The sequence below is a fragment of the Streptomyces sp. DG1A-41 genome (assembly GCF_037055355.1).
Taxonomy (GTDB): Bacteria; Actinomycetota; Actinomycetes; order Streptomycetales; family Streptomycetaceae; genus Streptomyces.
Window position 1 is genome coordinate 187,443 of the sequence record NZ_CP146350.1, and the last position, 15,276, is coordinate 202,718.

The following is a 15,276-nucleotide window of genomic DNA, read 5'->3' on the forward strand; positions in this document are numbered from 1 at the left end:
CTCCGACGTGCAGAGGATCTTGTGTACTCGATTTTAGCGTTCCAAAGTCGTTGTCATCGCTCTGAAGAGTGCTTACTGTCTTTGGAACGTTCGAATGCTGAGAGGTTGTACTTCCTTGGACACCACTGTCAAGACCCAGGACACCAACGGTTCGGTCACCACAGACCCGTCCGCGAGCGCGGGCATGCAGCCGTTCCTGCATGACGCGGTCGTCACGCTGCACGCACCCAGCCTCGTCATCTCGCATGCGGACGGGCAGCTCAACGGTGGTGCGGACGGCTTTTACCACGGCGACCGCAGAGCACTGTCACACCTCACCGTCGCCGCCGAAGGCATCGCCCTGGTGCCGGTCGCCGGTGGCTTCCGAGGCGCGGACCGCGCGGAGTTCCGGGATGTTCTGCGCGGCCTCGGCGAGAGCACGCCCGACCCGGCCGTGGCCCTCCACCGCCGTCGTAGCACGGCGGCAGGCCGGTTCGAGGAGCGCTTGGAGGTCACCAACGCGGGCAGCCGGCAGGTCCACCTCCGTCTGACGGTGACCGCCGGGACGGACCTCGCCACCATGGACCAGGTCAAGTCGGGACGCGCTCCCGAGGAAGTGCCGCCCCAGGCTGCGGACAGCGGGGCCATCGGTCTGGCATGGGCGTGTGACGGCTTCACCGCCCGTCTGGTCAGCGAGCCGGCGCCGGACGTGCTGGAAGTGCCGGCGGGACGGCTGTCGTACGACGTCGAGCTGGCCCCCGGTGCCTCGTGGTCGGTGACGCTGTCCTCCACGGCCGCGTACGCGGACGGCGATCAGTTCCCGCCCCCGCCCGTGGACCAGGTGCCGTGGAACGTCCCCGTGCTGCGCAGCGCGGACCGCGGCCTGGACCGCTGGCTGGCGCAGTCCCTCGCCGACCTGGACCGCCTGCGCCTGACCGACCCGCAGTCGCAGAAGGTCCGGCCGGACCAGTTCCTCGCGGCGGGCGCCCCATGGTTCCTGACCCTCTTCGGGCGCGACGCCCTGTGGGCCGCCCGGATGCTGCTGCCCCTCGGCACGGACCTCGCGGCCGGTACGCTGCGCACCCTCGCCCGCCGACAGGGTGCCGTCACCGACCCGTCCACGGAGGAGCAGCCGGGCAAGATCCTGCACGAAGTCCGTCGCGGCAATTTCCTGCTCGGCGACCGGCTCTCGCTGCCCTCGGTGTACTACGGCACGGTCGACGCCACCCCCTTGTGGATCACCCTCCTCCACGATGCCTGGCGCTGGGGGCTCGATCCGTCCGAGGTCGAACCGCTCCTGCCGCACGCCGAGTCCGCGCTCGCCTGGATGCGCGACCAGGCAGACGCCGACGGCTTCCTCAAGTACATGGACCAGACCGGCCAGGGCCTGTCCAACCAGGGCTGGAAGGACTCCGACGACTCCATCCGCTACCGCGACGGCAGCCGCGCCCACGCACCCATCGCACTGTGTGAAGTGCAGGCGTACGCCTACGAGGCCGCGCGCTGCGGTGCCGCACTGCTGCGGGCGTTCGGCCGCCCGGGAGCCGATGAGTGGGAGGCATGGGCCGAGCGACTCGCCGCCCGCTTCCGCGACCGCTTCTGGGTGAGCGACGAACGTGGCCCCTACCCTGCCGTGGCCCTCGACGGCGACGGCAAGCCGGTCGACTCGGTCACCTCCGGCTTCGGCCACCTCCTCGGCACCGGGCTGCTCAACGCCGAGGAGAGCGCGCTGCTGGCGGCCCGGATCGCCGGACCGGACCTGGACGCGGGCCACGGCCTGCGCACGCTGAGCAGTGACGCGGTGGGCTACAACCCCTACGGCTACCACGTCGGCTCGATCTGGCCGCACGACACGGTCATCGCCGTACACGGCCTGGTCAAAGCCGGATTCCCGGACGTCGCCGCCTCACTGGCAGACGGCCTGCTGACCGCGTCGACGGCCTTCGACGCCCGCCTCCCCGAACTCTTCGCCGGCCACGGCAGCCGGCGGAGCCCGCATCCCGCCCCCTACCCGGCGTCCTGCCGACCGCAGGCATGGGCGGCCACCTCCGCGGTCCTCGTGCTCCAAGCGGCCCTCGGCCTGAGCGCGGACGTCCCGGGCGGTACGGTCACGGTGGCGCCGACCTTCGCCGCGACGTACGCACCGCTCAGGGTGACGGGGCTCCAAGTCGGCGGAGACCAGCTGGACGTCACGGTAACGGCTGTCGGAACGGTAAACATGACCGCTCCGGCAGGGCTGGCCGTGGTTGGTCCCTGATGCCGCGTCACCGAGCCGTCCCTCGGCGCCCAGACCACGCTGCGGGATGGCCACTGGCAGCTGGTAACCGTGGGCAGCGGGCAAGGGCGGATCCTGTCCTTGGGTTCCGTTCCGTGGACACCTTTACAGCGCACAGATGAAGCTGGACGGCATCCGCGTGCCGGCGGTCCCGGAGGGCGAGCGGGTGACGCTGCTGTCCCGGTCGGGCCGCCGGCTGAACGACACCTGTCCGGAGATCGTGGAGGCGCTCGCGGCCCAGTCGTGTGCCGACTTCGTGCTCGACGGGGAGATCGTCGCGTTCTCGGGCGGGCGTACGGACTTCGCGCGGCCCCAACGGCGCATGGGGCTGACCCCGCATCAGGACGTCGCGGCGAGCGGGGGCCGTGACGTACTACGTGTACGACCTGCTCCGGCTGGAGGGGCCCGACACCAGGGAACCGCCGCTGCGGGTCCGCAACTCACTGGTGCGCCGGGCGCTGGCGTACCGTTCCCCGCTCCGGCTGACCCCGCATCGCAACGCAGGGGGGGGCCGAGCTGCTGGCGGACGTCTGCGCCCGGGGCTGGGAGGCCTGATCGCCAAGCGCGCCGACGGGGTCTGCGAGCCGCGCCGGTCGGCGGACCGGCTGAAGCTGACGTGCTCCCTGGGGCAGGAGTTCGCCGTCGGCGGTTTCACCGAACCGGCCGGGAGCCGCGTGGGGCTCGGCGCGCCGCTCCTCGGCCACTACGAGGGCGGGCGGCTGCGGTACACGGTCAAGGTCGGCACCGGTTTCGGCCGGCGCACGCTGCTCGACCTGCGCGAGCGGCGCGGCGGGCCGCGGGAGTCCGGTCGGGCCGGTGCGGGAGGCGGGTGCGCGCTGGGTGCGGCGGAGCTGGTGGCCCGGATCGCGTTCACCGAGTGGACGCGTGACGGCATGCTGCGCCACCCGCGGTATCCCGGGCTGCGGGACGACAAGAAGCCCCGGAACGTGGTGCGGGAACGCCCGTCGGGGCGCACGGCCGCGTGAGCGGTCCGGTCAGAACAGCGGCGTGAGCGGCTGCTCGCACCAGATCGTCTTGCCCCGGGTGGTCTGCCGGCTGCCCCAGCGCTGGGTGAGCTGGGCGACCAGCAGCAGTCCGCGGCCGCCCTCGTCGTCCTGGTGGGCCCGCCGCAGGTGCGGTGAGGTCGAACTGCCGTCGGACACCTCGCAGATGAGGGTCTGGTCGCGGATCAGACGCAGCTGGATGGGCGCGGCGCCGTAGCGGATGGCGTTGGTGACCAGTTCGCTGACGACGAGTTCGGTGACGAAGGCCGTCTCGTCCAGCCCCCACTCGGAGAGCTGTTCGGTGGCGGCCTGGCGGGTGGCGGCCACCTGCGCGGGGTCCGGGGTGACGTCCCAGGTGGCGACCTGGTCGGCGCCCAGCGCCCGGGTACGGGCCAGCAGCAGGGCCACATCGTCGCTGGGCTCCTCCGGCAGTACGGCCTTCAGCACGATGTCGCACTGGGCGTCGAGCGATTCGGCGGGCACGGTCAGCGCGCGGCACAGCTCGTCGGTGGCGTGGTCGACGTCGTGGTCACGGTCCTCGACGAGTCCGTCGGTGTAGAGGGCGACGACGGAGCCCTCGGGCAGCTGGAGCTCCGTCGCCTCGAAGGGCAGCCCCCCGACGCCCAGCGGGGGCCCCGCGCTCATGGGGACGAGCCGCGCGGACCCGTCGGGCAGCACCAGGGCGGGGGCGGGGTGCCCGGCGGCGGCCAGGTTCAGCCGACGCGTGACGGGGTCGTAGACGGCGTACAGGCAGGTGGCGCCGAGTTCGGCGACCTCGTCGCCGTCGTCGTCCGACGCGAGATGGGTGACCAGATCGTCGAGGTGGGTGAGGAGTTCGTCCGGTGGCAGGTCCACGTCGGCGAGGGTGCGTACGGCCGTGACCAGCCGGCCCATGGTCGCCGTGGAGGGGATGCCGTGCCCCACGACGTCGCCGACGACGAGCGCGACCCGGCTGCCGGACAGCGGGATCACGTCGAACCAGTCGCCGCCGATGCCGGCCGCCGAGCCGGAGGGCAGATAGCGGTGGGCGACCTGGACGGCGGCCTGGCCGGGCAGTCCCCTCGGCAGCAGGCTGTGCTGGAGCGCCAGCGCGGTGGTGCGTTCGCGGGCGAAGCGGCGGGCGTTGTCGACGCAGACCGCGGCGCGGCTGGCGAGTTCCTCGGCGAACACGGCGTCGTCGGCGGCGTAGTCGTCCACCTGCCGGATGCGTACGGCCACGGCGACGCCGAGGGTGGTGCCGCGGGCCCGGAGCGGCACCGCCATCATCGAGTGGACGCCACTGCGGTAGGGGCGGCCCTGCGGGGCGCGGGTGTTGCGCTCGGCTACCCAGCGCATGAAGGACGGCTCCCCGGCCTGGCTGATGATCGCCCGGCCCTCCCGCATCGCCAGCGCGATGGGGGAGAACGCGGGGTAGACGTCCACTTCTCCCAGGTGGACAGCCGCTTCGGGAGTGCCCTCGGTGATGGAACCGTGGGCGACGCGTCGCAGCATGATGTCGTCGGTGGGCACGGCCGGCGCCTCCTCCGCGCCGAGGACCCAGTCGAACAGGTCCACGCTCGCGAAGTCGGCGAACCGGGGCACCACGACCTCCATCAGCTCCTCGGCCGTGCGCACCACGTCCAGGGTGGTGCCGATGGCCGCCGCTGCCTCGTTCAGCAGCGCAAGCCGCTGCCGCGCCCAGTACTGCTCGGTGCTGTCGAACGCGGCCAGGGCGGTGCCCAGGAGCTCTCCGGAGGGGGCGCGGAGCGGCCACATCTCGGTGACCCAGGCGTGCTCCCGGTTCAGGGCCGGGGCGCCCGTGTAGCTCTCGTAGCGGAGCGGGCGGCCGGTCTCGACGACGTGGCGCAGGTGCCAGTTGAAGCCGCGGCTGTGCTCGGCCTCCTCGACGGTCTCCGGGAAGTGCCGCCCCAGCAGGGTCTCCTCGGGCACGCCCATCACATGGCAGGCCGCGTCGTTGAGCCGCAGGTATCGCTGGTTGGTGTCGAACACGGACATCGACATGGAGGCCTGCTGGAAGGCCTGTCCGGCCAGGGACGTCTCGGCGCTGCCGGGCGACCCGGCCGTGATCACGTAGCCCTCCGGTGCCCCGTCCCGGCCGGTCACGACGCAGGCTCTGACGCGGAGCCCGACCAGATGGCCCTCGTGATGCCGCACCATGACCGTGCCCGACCGCGCGGCCACCGCCTCGGGCGGCACGTCCTCGGCGAGCAGTTCCCGGACGGACCGCCCCACGGCCTCCTCGGCCGGGTAGCCCGTCAGTCGCCGGGCACCCTCGCTCCACCCCGTCACGGTGCCGCGGGCGTCGATGATCGCAGCAGCGGAGGCGTCCTCCATATCGTCCAGGATTATCCCTTTACCGCCCCGTATCAACCGCGACGGAGCATTCGTGACGGTGTCAGCCGCGGTAAGCTCGCAGGGCGGCGAGCGCCCGGTCGGCGTGCGCGTTCATGCGCAGTTCGCTGCGTACGACGTCGAGGACGGTGTGGTCCCGCGCTATGACGAACGTGGTGCGCTTGGTCGGTGCCAGGGAGAAGCCGCGCTTCACGCCGAACCGCTCACGGACCGTGCCGTCGGCGTCGGACAGCAGGGGCATGCCGAGGGCGTGCTGTCCGGCGAATTCCCGCTGACGCTCGACGGTGTCCCCGCTGATGCCGACGGGGCGTGCGCCGACGGCGGCGAACTCGGCCGCGAGATCGCGGAAGTGGCAGGCCTGTGCGGTGCAGCCGGGGGTCAGGGCGGCCGGGTAGAAGAAGAGCACGACCGGCCCCTCGGCGAGCAGCCCGGACAGGCTGCGGGCGGTGCCGGTCTCGTCGGGCAGGGCGAAGTCCTCGACCTGGTCCCCCGCCTGAACGCGCGCGGTCACGACCGGCCCTCCGCGTTCCGTGCGACGCCACGGGCCCAGAGCACGAGGGGCAGCTGGATCGGCAGGCGTCCGAAGGCCGCGGCCTTCTGCGGCGCGGGACGGTGGCGCCAGTCGGCCGCCATCTTCACGTTGGCGGGGAACACCCCGACGAAGAAGGCCGCCGTGGCCAGCGCGGCCGCCCTTCGGGTACGCGGCAGCGCCACGCCCGCGGCCAGCGCGAGCTCGGCGGCTCCGCTGGCGTAGGTCCAGGTCCTGGGCGTGCCCGGCAGGCCGCTCGGGATGGTCGCGTCGAACGGGCGTGGGGCGGCGAAGTGGGCGACCCCCGCGGCGGCCAGCAGGCCGGCGAGCAGCAGGGGCGAGCGTTCAAACCGGGACACGGTTCCTCCTCGGATGGCCTGCCGCGCGATATTACTGGACGGTAAAAGGCTGGCTGCGGCGGGGGCTTCGACGGGTCAGCCGCGGCGGTTGCGCGTGCCCGGGGTGTAGCCGAACGAGCGGCGGAAGACGTCGATGAAGGCGCTGGCGGAGGACCAGCCGCAGCGGTGGGCGACGGTCGTGACGGGCAGGCCGTCGGCCAGCATCCGCAGGGCGTGGTAGAGCCGTGACTGGGTGCGCCACTGCGGGAACGTCATGCCGAACTCGCTGCGGAAGAGCCGGCTGAGGGTGCGCTCCCCCACCCCGGTCGCCGCGCCGAGGGCGGCGAGGGTGCCCGCGCCCGCCGGGTCGGCGTGCACGAGCGCGCAGACGGCGGCCAGGCGCGGGTCGGCGGGCGTGGGCAGGCGCAGCGGCTGCTGCGGCGAGAGGCGCAGCTGGTCGCGCAGGACGGCGCGCAGCCGGTGGCGCTCGGGGCCGTCGTCGCCGGGGTCGTGGGTGTAGGCGAGGATCAGCTCGCGCAGCAGCGGGCTGACGGCGAGGACGGCCGGGTGACGCAGGCCTAGGGGGTTGTCGTCGGGGGGCAGGCCGACCAGGTGCAGGTCGAGCCGGCCGTGGGCGCGGTGGGCGTGCACGGTGCCGGCGGGGACCCAGATGGCGCGGGTGCCGGGCGCGAACCAGGTGCCGGCGTCGGTGGTGACGGCGACGACGCCGGAGCCCGCGTAGACGATCTGGTGGTCGTCGTGCCGGTGCGCGTCGATGCGGTCGCCCGCGGTCAGCCGCTGGGCAAGGGTCGGCGCCGTCGGGGTGTGGCGGATGTTCGGCACAGTCAGGCAGATTATCGGAAGCGCCCCAGGCGCCCCGGCGGCGACGATCGGCGGGTGACCGCTTCCCGCCGCAGCCGGCCCGTCGCCCTGATGTCCCTGGGACACGCCTGCGTGGACGTGTACCAGGGCGCCGTGGCCGCTCTGGTGCCGTACTTCGTCGCCGAGCGCGCCTACTCCTACGCCGCCGCCTCCGGCGTTGTGCTGGCCGCCTCCCTGCTCTCGTCGCTGGTGCAGCCGCTGTTCGGGTGGCTCACCGACCGGTGGGCGATGCCGTGGCTGCTGCCGCTCAGCGCGCTGACGGCCGGGGCGGGCGTCGCCCTGAGCGGGGTGATGGGCTCCTACGCGGCGACGCTGGCGGTGGTCGCCGTGTCGGGGGCCGGGGTGGCCGCCTACCATCCGGAGGCCGCCCGGGTGGCGCGGGCCGTCGCGCACGGTCGGCACTCGGCGATGGGCTGGTTCTCCTTCGGCGGCAACGCCGGGTTCGCCCTGGCACCCCTGCTGGTCTTGGCCGTGGTGGCGACGGGCGGGCTCCGTGCCTCTCCCCTGCTGGCCGTCCCCGCGGTGGCGGGAGCGGCGCTGTGTGCAGCGGCGGTGCGCGCGGCCGCGTCCGGCGCGGCGGGGGCCGGTGCGTCCGTGACCGCGGTCCGGGACGACTGGCCGGCCTTTCTGCGGCTGTCCGGGGCCGTGGTCTGCCGCTCGGTCGTGTTCGTCGGTCTGAGCGCGTTCGTCTCGCTGTACGTGCGGGAGCGGACCGGCGGCGGGGAGGTGGCCGGTACGGCGGCGCTGTTCGTGCTCTACGCCGGTGGCGCGGTGGGCACGCTGGCCGGGGGGCGGCTGGCCGAGCGGTACGGGCGGCTGACGGTGGTGCGCCGGTCGTACGCCGTGACGGTACTCGCCGTGGCCGGTCTGGTCCTGGTGCCCGGGCCGCCGGTGCATCTGTTCGTCGCGTTGACGTCGGCGGGCCTGTATGTGCCGTTCTCGCTGCACATCACGCTGGGCCAGGACTGACTGCCCCGGCGGGTGGGCACCGCGAGCGGGGTCACGCTGGGGCTGACGGTGTCCGTCGGCGGCCTCGCCGCTCCCTTGCTCGGGGCGCTGGCCGACGCGACGTCCCTGCGGACGGCCCTGCTGCCGCTCATCGCCCTGCCCGCGGTGGGCCGGCTGCTGCTGTGCCGGCTGCGCGAGCCCGCACCGCCGGGCCCCGCGGTCGCCGAGCGGGCGGATCCGCGTGACCCGGCCGCACGGTGACCGGCGGATCAGGCCTGGCCCACCGGGGCGGGCCGGGGCTCGGGCTCCTCGTCGACGGCGTGGGCGAGGAAGTCGTCGACCATGCGGTGGAAGAGCGTGGCGAGCTGCCGCAGCTCCTCGGGGGACCAGTCGGACAGGGCCATCTGCATGCCGCGGACTCCGGCCTCGCGGATCCTGGTGATGGCCTGCCGGCCGGCGTCGGTGAGCTCGATGCGCTGGGCGCGCCGGTCGTCGGGGTCGGGGACGCGGGTGACGTAGCCCGACTTGTGCAACTGCTGCACCGTACGCGTCACGTGCGAGGCCTCCACTCCCAGCCGCGCGGCGATCTCCCCCGGTCGCAGCGGCTCGGAGTCGGCGACCTGCCGCAGCAGCGCGACGGCGGCACGGTCGAGCGGCACTCCCGCCAGGGCCATCAGCCGGTCGTGCCGACGGGCGCGTGTGCTCAGGTAGGTGATGCGGGTGAGCGCACGCTCGATCTCGATCACTTCCGGGGAGGAGGCGTCGGGGAGCGGTGATGTGGGCATGCGAGTCACTTTACCATCTCGTTGCCTAACTCAAGCAATTCACGAGGTGCGCGCGACAGGGTCGGGGGTCGGCGCCCGCATCGACGCCGTTCAGGGGAAAGTCCCGGAAAACGCGCGTGACCGGCCACGGAGACGTCCACACCTCACCCGTGGACCTGCCGCTGATCCCGCCCATGCTCGCCACGCCCGGCACCCTGCCGCCCGCGGCGCAGGACGCGCGCTGGGCCTATGAGACCAAGCAGGACGGCCAGCGCGTGGTGGTCTATCTCCCCGGGGACGGCAGCGTGCTGCTGCGCGCCCGGTCCGGGGAGGACATCACGGGCGCGTATCCCGAACTGGGGCCGCTGGGCGCCGCGTTCGGCCCCACGGCCGCCGTGCTGGACGGGGAGATCCTGGCCCTGGACGAACAGGGCCGGGCGAGCTTCCAGTTGCTCCAGTCCCGCATGGGCCTGGCGCACGCGCCCGCGAGGGCGGCGCGGCGGGCGGCGGAGGTGCCGGTCCATCTCGTGCTGTTCGACCTGATGCATCTCCAGGGGCACTCGCTGATCCGGCTCCCCTACGCACGACGCCGCGCGGCGCTGGAGGACCTCGGTTTCGCCGGGCCCTCCTGGTCGACCCCGGCCGCGATCGTCGGCCACGGCGCCGAGGCCCTGGCCGCCACGCGCGAGCACGGCATGGAGGGCCTGGTCTGCAAACGGCTGGACTCGGTGTACGAACCGGGAGTGCGCTCCCGGGCCTGGATCAAGATCCGCAACATGCGTACCGAGGACGTCCTGGTCGGCGGCTGGCAGCCCGGCAAAGGGAGGCTCACCGGCCTGCCCGGCGCGGTGCTGGTCGGGCAACGCGCCGCGGGGCGGCTGCGCTACGTCGGGAGTGTGGGCACCGGCTGGAGCGAGGCCGAACGGACGGAACTCGCCGGGCTGCTGAGGGCCGCCGCGACCGACGTCTGCCCCTTCGACCCCGCCCCGCGCGCTCGGGGCGCGCACTGGGTCGTCCCCCGGCTGGTCGGCGAGGTCCGCTACAGCGCCCGCACCCGGGAGGGCCTGCTGCGGCAGCCGTCCTGGCTGCGGCTCCGGCCGGATCTCGCGCCCGAGGAGGCGGCGGCGGACATCCCGGACGACATGGCGTGAAAGGGCGCCCGGGTTCCGGTTGTTGGGTTGCGATTCACTTCTGAGATCACATCTTCCTCTTGGCATGGACGCGTTCAGCCGGGAAGCTGAACCTCCCTTTCCCCCACAGCCGTTGGGCTGCGCCCAAGAGGAGGACGCAGTGTCGTCACGCCCGTTCGCACCCCGCAGGAGATGGCTCACCGGACTGGCCGGTGCCGCCGCCCTCGTCCTCGCCTTCCCTGCCACGGCGTTCGCCGCCCCGCCGCGTGCGCTGCCCGCCAACGCCGAGTCGCTTGAGCAGACGTTCCAGCCCGCCTACGACTACGACACCGACGGCTGTTACTCCACGCCCGCCATCGGCGCGGACGGCACCGTCAACGGCGGGCTCAACCCGACCGGCGCCCTCAACGGTGACTGCCGCGACGCCTCGGACCTGGACAACACCAACGGCTACGCGCGCTCCAAGTGCAACAACGGCTGGTGCGCCATCCTGTACGCCCTGTACTTCGAGAAGGACCAGGCGGTGGCCGGCAGCAGCATCGGCGGCCACCGGCACGACTTCGAGCACGTCGCGGTGTTCGTGCAGGACAACCAGGTCAAGTACGTCTCGACGTCCGCCCACGGCTCGTTCAGCGTGCACGCGGCGTCGCAGGTCCGCTTCGACGGCACGCACCCGAAGATCGTGTACCACAAGGACGGCGCCGGCACGCACTGCTTCCGCCTCGCGAACTCGAACGACGAGCCGCCGGAGAACCACAAGCGCACCTGGCAGTACCCGGCGCTGGTCGGCTGGAACGGCTATCCCGCCGGGGTGCGCGACAAGCTCACGTCCTACAACTTCGGCAGCGCCAACTTCGGGCTGAAGGACGCCAACTTCGCGGGCCACCTCGCGTCGGCCAAGCCCTCCGGCATCGCGTTCGACCCCTACGCCTGATCTCGCTCGGCTGGGCGGGCCTGGGCCGGGTCCGGCTTCCGCCCCGCGTCCGATCCGCCGGCGCGGGGCGGCCGGCTCACCCCCATGGTTGTGGAGGTGCTCGCCGCGCACGGCGGGCTGAGCGAGCCGCTCGTCCCGAACTGGCGCGCCGACGGGGGTTCAAAGGAGGTACGGCACTGATGTGCCCCTGGGAGGGGCTATCGTGTCCGCATGCCCGTCCCCGAACTGATCCGCATCGTCTCCCGCGATTCGCCCATGGCGCTCGCCCAAGTGGAGCGTGTCCGGGCCGAGTTGGCTGCCGCCCTCCCCGGAGTGCGCACCGAGGTCGTACCGGTGAAGACCACCGGCGACAAGTGGATGGGCGATCTGTCCAAGGTCGAGGGCAAGGGCGCGTTCACCAAGGAGGTCGACGCGGCGCTGCTGGCCGGGGAGGCCGACCTCGCCGTGCACTGCGTGAAGGACGTACCCGCCGACCGGCCGCTCCCGGCGGGCACGGTGTTCGCCGCGTTCCTCAAGCGGGACGACGTCCGGGACGCCCTGATCCACCCGGGCGGGCTCACCCTGGACGAGCTGCCGGCCGGGACGCGGATCGGCACCTCCTCGGTACGCCGGGTCGCCCAACTGGCCGCCACGCATCCGCATCTGGAGTGCGTGCCGTTCCGGGGCAACGCCAACCGGCGCCTGGCGAAGCTGGCCGCCGGCGAGGCCGACGCGCTGCTGCTCGCGGTCTCCGGCCTGGAGCGCATCGGCCGCGAGGACGTGATCAGCGAGATCCTCTCCACCGAGACGATGATGCCGCCCATCGGCGCCGGCGTGCTGGCGCTCCAGTGCCGGGAGGACGACGCCGACCTGATCGACGCGGTGAGCGGTCTCGGCGACCCGGACACCCACCGGGAGACCACCGCCGAGCGCATGTTCCTGCACGTGCTCCAGGGGCACTGCAACAGCCCCATCGCCGGGTTCGCGCGGGTGGACCGCAGCGGTGAACTGTCCCTGCGCGCCTGTGTGTTCACCCCGGACGGCAAGACCCGGCTGAACGCCCACGAGTGGGCGGGCCGGCTCGACCCGGCCACGCTCGGCACCTCGGTCGCCGTGGCGCTACTGCGCCAGGGCGCCCGCGAGATCATCGACGGCATCCCGCACTGACCGGCGGGACGCCCTGACGCCGGATCAGGCGGTGCCTTCCCCCGCCTGATCCTGGAGGAAGACGCTCACCTGCTGGGCCAGGCTGTCGCGCACCGCGCCCTGCTGGGCCCCAGCGGGTCCCTCGTGCGCGCCGATGCCGCCCGACCACAGCCGGCGGTCGGCCCACTCCTCCTCGACGCGCAGCTGGACCTGGACGTCCACGAGGCTCAGGGACGCCTCGGCGCCGGCCGCGTACAGCACGGCGGTGGCCCGGCGCAGCGGGTACACGTCGAAGCCCTCGATGAACTGCGAGTTGCGCCAGTCGAGGAAGGCGCTCTCCCCGTCCGGGCCGATCCGCACGTCGATCTGGCCGTCCTCGAGGTGGATGCCGAGGTGCCGGCCGCCGCGGTTCTCGACGGTCACGCGCAGGCTGAAGTACGTCAGCCCCTCGGCGGCGTCGTCACGGCCGCGGGGCGGCTCGGCCAGTTCCAGACGGTGGACGCGGACGCGCAGACCGGCATGCTCGTCGTACTCCTGCCAGTCCCCGACCACGTTCGGCTCGTACACGCTGCACCTCTCGACCTCTGGAAGCTGCTTCCTATCTGTGGTCTCAGCGCACTGTCAAATGAGCAGAATGCGCTGTGGCCAGGCAGTTCACCCCTTTTGGCCGGTGATCAAGCCGTGCCCAGCGGTTATCCGGAAACAGCCGGAGAAAGCGTTTGCCGCGGGGTGCCGCACATCACTTTCCAGAGTGAAGATCAACGGACCAGACGGCCCAGCAGGGCCGAGGCGGCGGTGACGCCGAGGGCGGCGGCCACGAACAGCACCGCGAAGTCGGAGGCCAGGTGGTGCGGTGTGCCGAGGAGGAGCCCGCGCAGGGCGTCCACCTCGTAGCTGAGCGGGTTGGCCTTGCTGACCGCCTGGAGCCAGCCCGGCATCACGGAGACCGGGTACAGGGCGTTGGAGCCGAAGAACAGCGGCATGGTGATCGCCTGCCCGAAGCCCATGAGGCGGTCGCGGCTGAGGACGATGCCGGCGATGGTCATCGACAGGCAGGAGAAGAAGGCCGAGCCGAGGACGACGATCGCGGCGACGGTGAGCAGCTTGAGCGGGTTCCAGCTCAGCGCCACGCCGAGCAGGGCGGCGATGAGGAGGACCACGACCGCCTGGACGAGCGACTTGACGCCCGCCGCGAACGCCTTGCCGGTGATCAGCGCGGAGCGCGGGGTCGGCGTGACGAGGAGCTTGTCGAGGATGCCGGCGTCGCGCTCCCAGATGATCTGGATGCCGTAGAAGATGGCGATGAACATCGCGGACTGGGCGATGATCCCGGGTGCCAGATAGTCGGCGTAGGGGATGCCGCCGGTCGGGATCGCCCTGAACCGGGTGAAGGTCTGACCGAAGATCAGCAGCCAGAGGGCCGGCTGGACCGCTCGGGTGTAGAGCTCGGTGCGGTCGTGGCGCAGCTTCTGGAGTTCCACCGCGCACATCGCGCCGACGCGGGCGGGCAGGAGCCGCCAGCCGGCGCGGGGCCGCGGGGGCTTGAGCAGCAGGTCGATGCCGTGCCCGCGGGCGGGGTCAGCCGACCCGGCGGGCGGTGCGGCGGGTGCTTCGGACATCGTGGAAATCTCCTGCCTCGTCGTCGAGACCGCTGCCCGCCACGTCGCGGAAGACGTCCTCCAGCGTGGGCAGCGTGTCCGTGGCCGCGCCCGCGGCGCGGCGGCGGGCGCCGAGTCCTTCCCTGAGTTCGGCCGGGGTGCCGAGGGCCCGGATCCGGCCGTGGTGCATCAGGGCGACCCGGTCGCAGTACTGGTCGGCCTCGTCCATGTAATGGGTGGTCACGAGCACGGTCATGCCGGTGGCCGCGCGGACCGCGCCGATGTGCTCCCAGACGCCGGTGCGGGCGATCGGGTCGAGGCCGATCGTGGGCTCGTCGAGGATCAGCAGCCGAGGGGCGCTGACCAGGGCCTGGGCGAGTTCGAGACGGCGGACCATGCCGCCGGAGTAGGTGGCGGCGAGCCGGTCGGCGGCGTCGGCGAGGTCGACCGCGGTCAGGGCCTGGGCGACGCGCTCGCCGCGTTCCCGGCGGGGCACGTCGAAGACCCGGGCGAACAGGGCGACGTTCTCCCGCCCGGTGAGACCGGCGTCCGCGGACAGCTGCTGCGGTACGTATCCGAGCAGGCGCCGTACGGCCATGCGGTCGCCGGCGGCGTCGTGGCCGAAGACCCGGACCATGCCGGCCGGCACCGGCAGCAGGGTGGTGAGGCAGCGGATGGCCGTGGTCTTGCCGGCGCCGTTGGGGCCGAGCAGCCCGAAGACCTCGCCCTGCCGGACCGTGAGATCGAGTCCGTCCACGGCCCGGGTCTCGCCGAAGGCGTGGACGAGCCCCGTACAGGTGACGGCGTCGGCCCGCGAGCGGTCGGTGTCCGGTGTCATGACTCCTCGGCCTCCTCGTGCAGGGTGTCGGCCAGCTTGCGCAGGGCCGGGATCGCCGCGTGCAGCGCCTGGCGGTCCGTCTCGTCGAGCCGTGACACATGGCGTCGGACGAGGTCGGCGCGGCGGCGGCGCCACTCGCGCAGCCGTGTCCCGGCGGCGGGCGTGGGCAGCAGCCGGGCGGCCCGCCGGTCGGCAGGGTCGGTCTCGCGGACCAGGTAGCCCGCCTGTACGAGCTGGTTGACCAGGGTCGACACCGAGTTGGCCGCCAGCCCGAGGTCCCTGGCCGCGTCGGAGATGCCGATGCCGGGCCGCGTCATGACCAGGCGCAGCAGCTCCACCTCGGCGCCGCGCAGCCGGGGGTCGGGCATCTCGCGGCGCAGCCGCCGCCGGATCAGCCGCTGGACCCCGACGAGCGCGTCGGCCAGCTCGTCGGGGAGAATCTCCGGCTCCATGCGGCGAGATTAGCTCTGTGACAGAGGTAATCGGTCCAAGGCGGGGTCAAGAGACACCCTGGGAACAGCCACGGCCGCCACAAACGGCCGAGGTTCACGAATGGGCGTATTGTCGGAATTGTTTCGTA

14 protein-coding genes and 2 pseudogenes are annotated in these 15,276 nt (G+C 72.9%); 7 read left to right on the forward strand and 9 right to left on the reverse strand.

The features are described 5' to 3' along the window. Nucleotides 1-115: 115 nt before the first annotated feature. From V8690_RS00960 to V8690_RS00970, 3 genes and pseudogenes are all read left to right on the forward strand, one after another. Complete coding sequence (locus V8690_RS00960) at nucleotides 116-2,236, forward strand: glycogen debranching N-terminal domain-containing protein (RefSeq protein ID WP_338775391.1); 2,121 nt, start codon at nucleotides 116-118, stop codon at nucleotides 2,234-2,236. A 136-nt stretch (nucleotides 2,237-2,372) separates the two neighbouring features. Continuing rightward, a pseudogene (locus tag V8690_RS00965) lies at nucleotides 2,373-2,483 on the forward strand (ATP-dependent DNA ligase); the annotation flags it as partial. A gap of 136 nt (nucleotides 2,484-2,619) precedes the next feature. Then, complete coding sequence (locus V8690_RS00970) at nucleotides 2,620-3,240, forward strand: hypothetical protein (protein WP_338775392.1); 621 nt, start codon at nucleotides 2,620-2,622, stop codon at nucleotides 3,238-3,240. Nucleotides 3,241-3,249: 9 nt separating this feature from the next. Here the strand turns inward: V8690_RS00970 and V8690_RS00975 are convergent, their stop codons facing one another. The 4 genes from V8690_RS00975 to V8690_RS00990 all read right to left on the reverse strand — a co-directional run bounded on the left by V8690_RS00975 (nucleotide 3,250) and on the right by V8690_RS00990 (nucleotide 7,320). Next, entirely contained in the window at nucleotides 3,250-5,592 is a 2,343-nt protein-coding gene (locus tag V8690_RS00975; RefSeq protein ID WP_338775393.1) for a SpoIIE family protein phosphatase, read from the reverse strand. Nucleotides 5,593-5,653: 61 nt separating this feature from the next. Further along, a complete protein-coding gene (locus V8690_RS00980; protein WP_338775394.1) occupies nucleotides 5,654-6,121 on the reverse strand; it encodes a peroxiredoxin in 468 nt (155 codons plus the stop codon). After that, nucleotides 6,118-6,498: a DoxX family protein gene (locus tag V8690_RS00985; protein ID WP_338775395.1), complete on the reverse strand. Its 381-nt coding sequence runs from the start codon at nucleotides 6,496-6,498 to the stop codon at nucleotides 6,118-6,120. Before V8690_RS00985 ends, V8690_RS00980 begins: the two co-directional genes overlap by 4 nt. Nucleotides 6,499-6,573: 75 nt before the next feature. Beyond that, nucleotides 6,574-7,320: a helix-turn-helix transcriptional regulator gene (locus V8690_RS00990; protein WP_338775396.1), complete on the reverse strand. Its 747-nt coding sequence runs from the start codon at nucleotides 7,318-7,320 to the stop codon at nucleotides 6,574-6,576. Nucleotides 7,321-7,410: 90 nt separating this feature from the next. On the opposite strand from V8690_RS00990, the pseudogene V8690_RS00995 reads away from it, so the two are divergent. Continuing rightward, nucleotides 7,411-8,568, forward strand: a pseudogene (locus tag V8690_RS00995) (MFS transporter). Nucleotides 8,569-8,576: 8 nt separating this feature from the next. Here V8690_RS00995 and V8690_RS01000 read toward each other — a convergent pair. Next, on the reverse strand, nucleotides 8,577-9,092 hold the full coding sequence (locus tag V8690_RS01000) for a MarR family transcriptional regulator (protein ID WP_338775397.1): 516 nt from the start codon (nucleotides 9,090-9,092) through the stop codon (nucleotides 8,577-8,579). Between the two features lie 149 nt (nucleotides 9,093-9,241). Between V8690_RS01000 and ligD the strand changes: the two genes are divergently transcribed. The 3 genes from ligD (at nucleotide 9,242) to hemC (ending at nucleotide 12,281) form a co-directional block, all read left to right on the forward strand. Next, nucleotides 9,242-10,222, forward strand: a complete 981-nt coding sequence (gene ligD / locus V8690_RS01005) for a non-homologous end-joining DNA ligase (protein ID WP_338785198.1) — start codon at nucleotides 9,242-9,244, stop codon at nucleotides 10,220-10,222. Between the two features lie 139 nt (nucleotides 10,223-10,361). Further along, nucleotides 10,362-11,135 (forward strand): NPP1 family protein, encoded by a 774-nt coding sequence (locus tag V8690_RS01010; protein ID WP_338775398.1) that lies wholly within the window; start codon nucleotides 10,362-10,364, stop codon nucleotides 11,133-11,135. Between the two features lie 210 nt (nucleotides 11,136-11,345). After that, the gene (gene hemC / locus V8690_RS01015) at nucleotides 11,346-12,281 is read left to right on the forward strand and encodes a hydroxymethylbilane synthase (RefSeq protein WP_338775399.1); all 936 of its coding nucleotides are present in this window, start codon (nucleotides 11,346-11,348) and stop codon (nucleotides 12,279-12,281) included. A gap of 24 nt (nucleotides 12,282-12,305) precedes the next feature. Here the strand turns inward: hemC and V8690_RS01020 are convergent, their stop codons facing one another. The 4 genes from V8690_RS01020 to V8690_RS01035 all read right to left on the reverse strand — a co-directional run bounded on the left by V8690_RS01020 (nucleotide 12,306) and on the right by V8690_RS01035 (nucleotide 15,148). Then, a complete protein-coding gene (locus tag V8690_RS01020; RefSeq protein ID WP_338775400.1) occupies nucleotides 12,306-12,827 on the reverse strand; it encodes a hypothetical protein in 522 nt (173 codons plus the stop codon). Between the two features lie 191 nt (nucleotides 12,828-13,018). Continuing rightward, nucleotides 13,019-13,879, reverse strand: a complete 861-nt coding sequence (locus tag V8690_RS01025) for an ABC transporter permease (protein WP_338775401.1) — start codon at nucleotides 13,877-13,879, stop codon at nucleotides 13,019-13,021. Then, nucleotides 13,839-14,696, reverse strand: a complete 858-nt coding sequence (locus V8690_RS01030; RefSeq protein WP_338775402.1) for an ATP-binding cassette domain-containing protein — start codon at nucleotides 14,694-14,696, stop codon at nucleotides 13,839-13,841. Before V8690_RS01030 ends, V8690_RS01025 begins: the two co-directional genes overlap by 41 nt. Then, nucleotides 14,693-15,148 (reverse strand): MarR family transcriptional regulator, encoded by a 456-nt coding sequence (locus tag V8690_RS01035; protein WP_338775403.1) that lies wholly within the window; start codon nucleotides 15,146-15,148, stop codon nucleotides 14,693-14,695. The genes V8690_RS01030 and V8690_RS01035 overlap by 4 nt, the downstream gene beginning before the upstream one ends. Nucleotides 15,149-15,276 lie beyond the last annotated feature (128 nt).

Excerpts from the sequence above, each read along its gene's own strand:
- V8690_RS01035 (WP_338775403.1), bottom strand. The coding sequence starts at position 15,148 with ATGGAGCCGGAGATTCTCCCCGACGAGCTGGCCGACGCGCTCGTCGGG.
- V8690_RS01025 (WP_338775401.1), bottom strand. The coding sequence starts at position 13,879 with ATGTCCGAAGCACCCGCCGCACCGCCCGCCGGGTCGGCTGACCCCGCC.
- V8690_RS01000 (WP_338775397.1), bottom strand. The coding sequence starts at position 9,092 with ATGCCCACATCACCGCTCCCCGACGCCTCCTCCCCGGAAGTGATCGAG.
- hemC (WP_338775399.1), top strand. The coding sequence starts at position 11,346 with ATGCCCGTCCCCGAACTGATCCGCATCGTCTCCCGCGATTCGCCCATG.
- V8690_RS01030 (WP_338775402.1), bottom strand. The coding sequence starts at position 14,696 with ATGACACCGGACACCGACCGCTCGCGGGCCGACGCCGTCACCTGTACG.
- V8690_RS00975 (WP_338775393.1), bottom strand. The coding sequence starts at position 5,592 with ATGGAGGACGCCTCCGCTGCTGCGATCATCGACGCCCGCGGCACCGTG.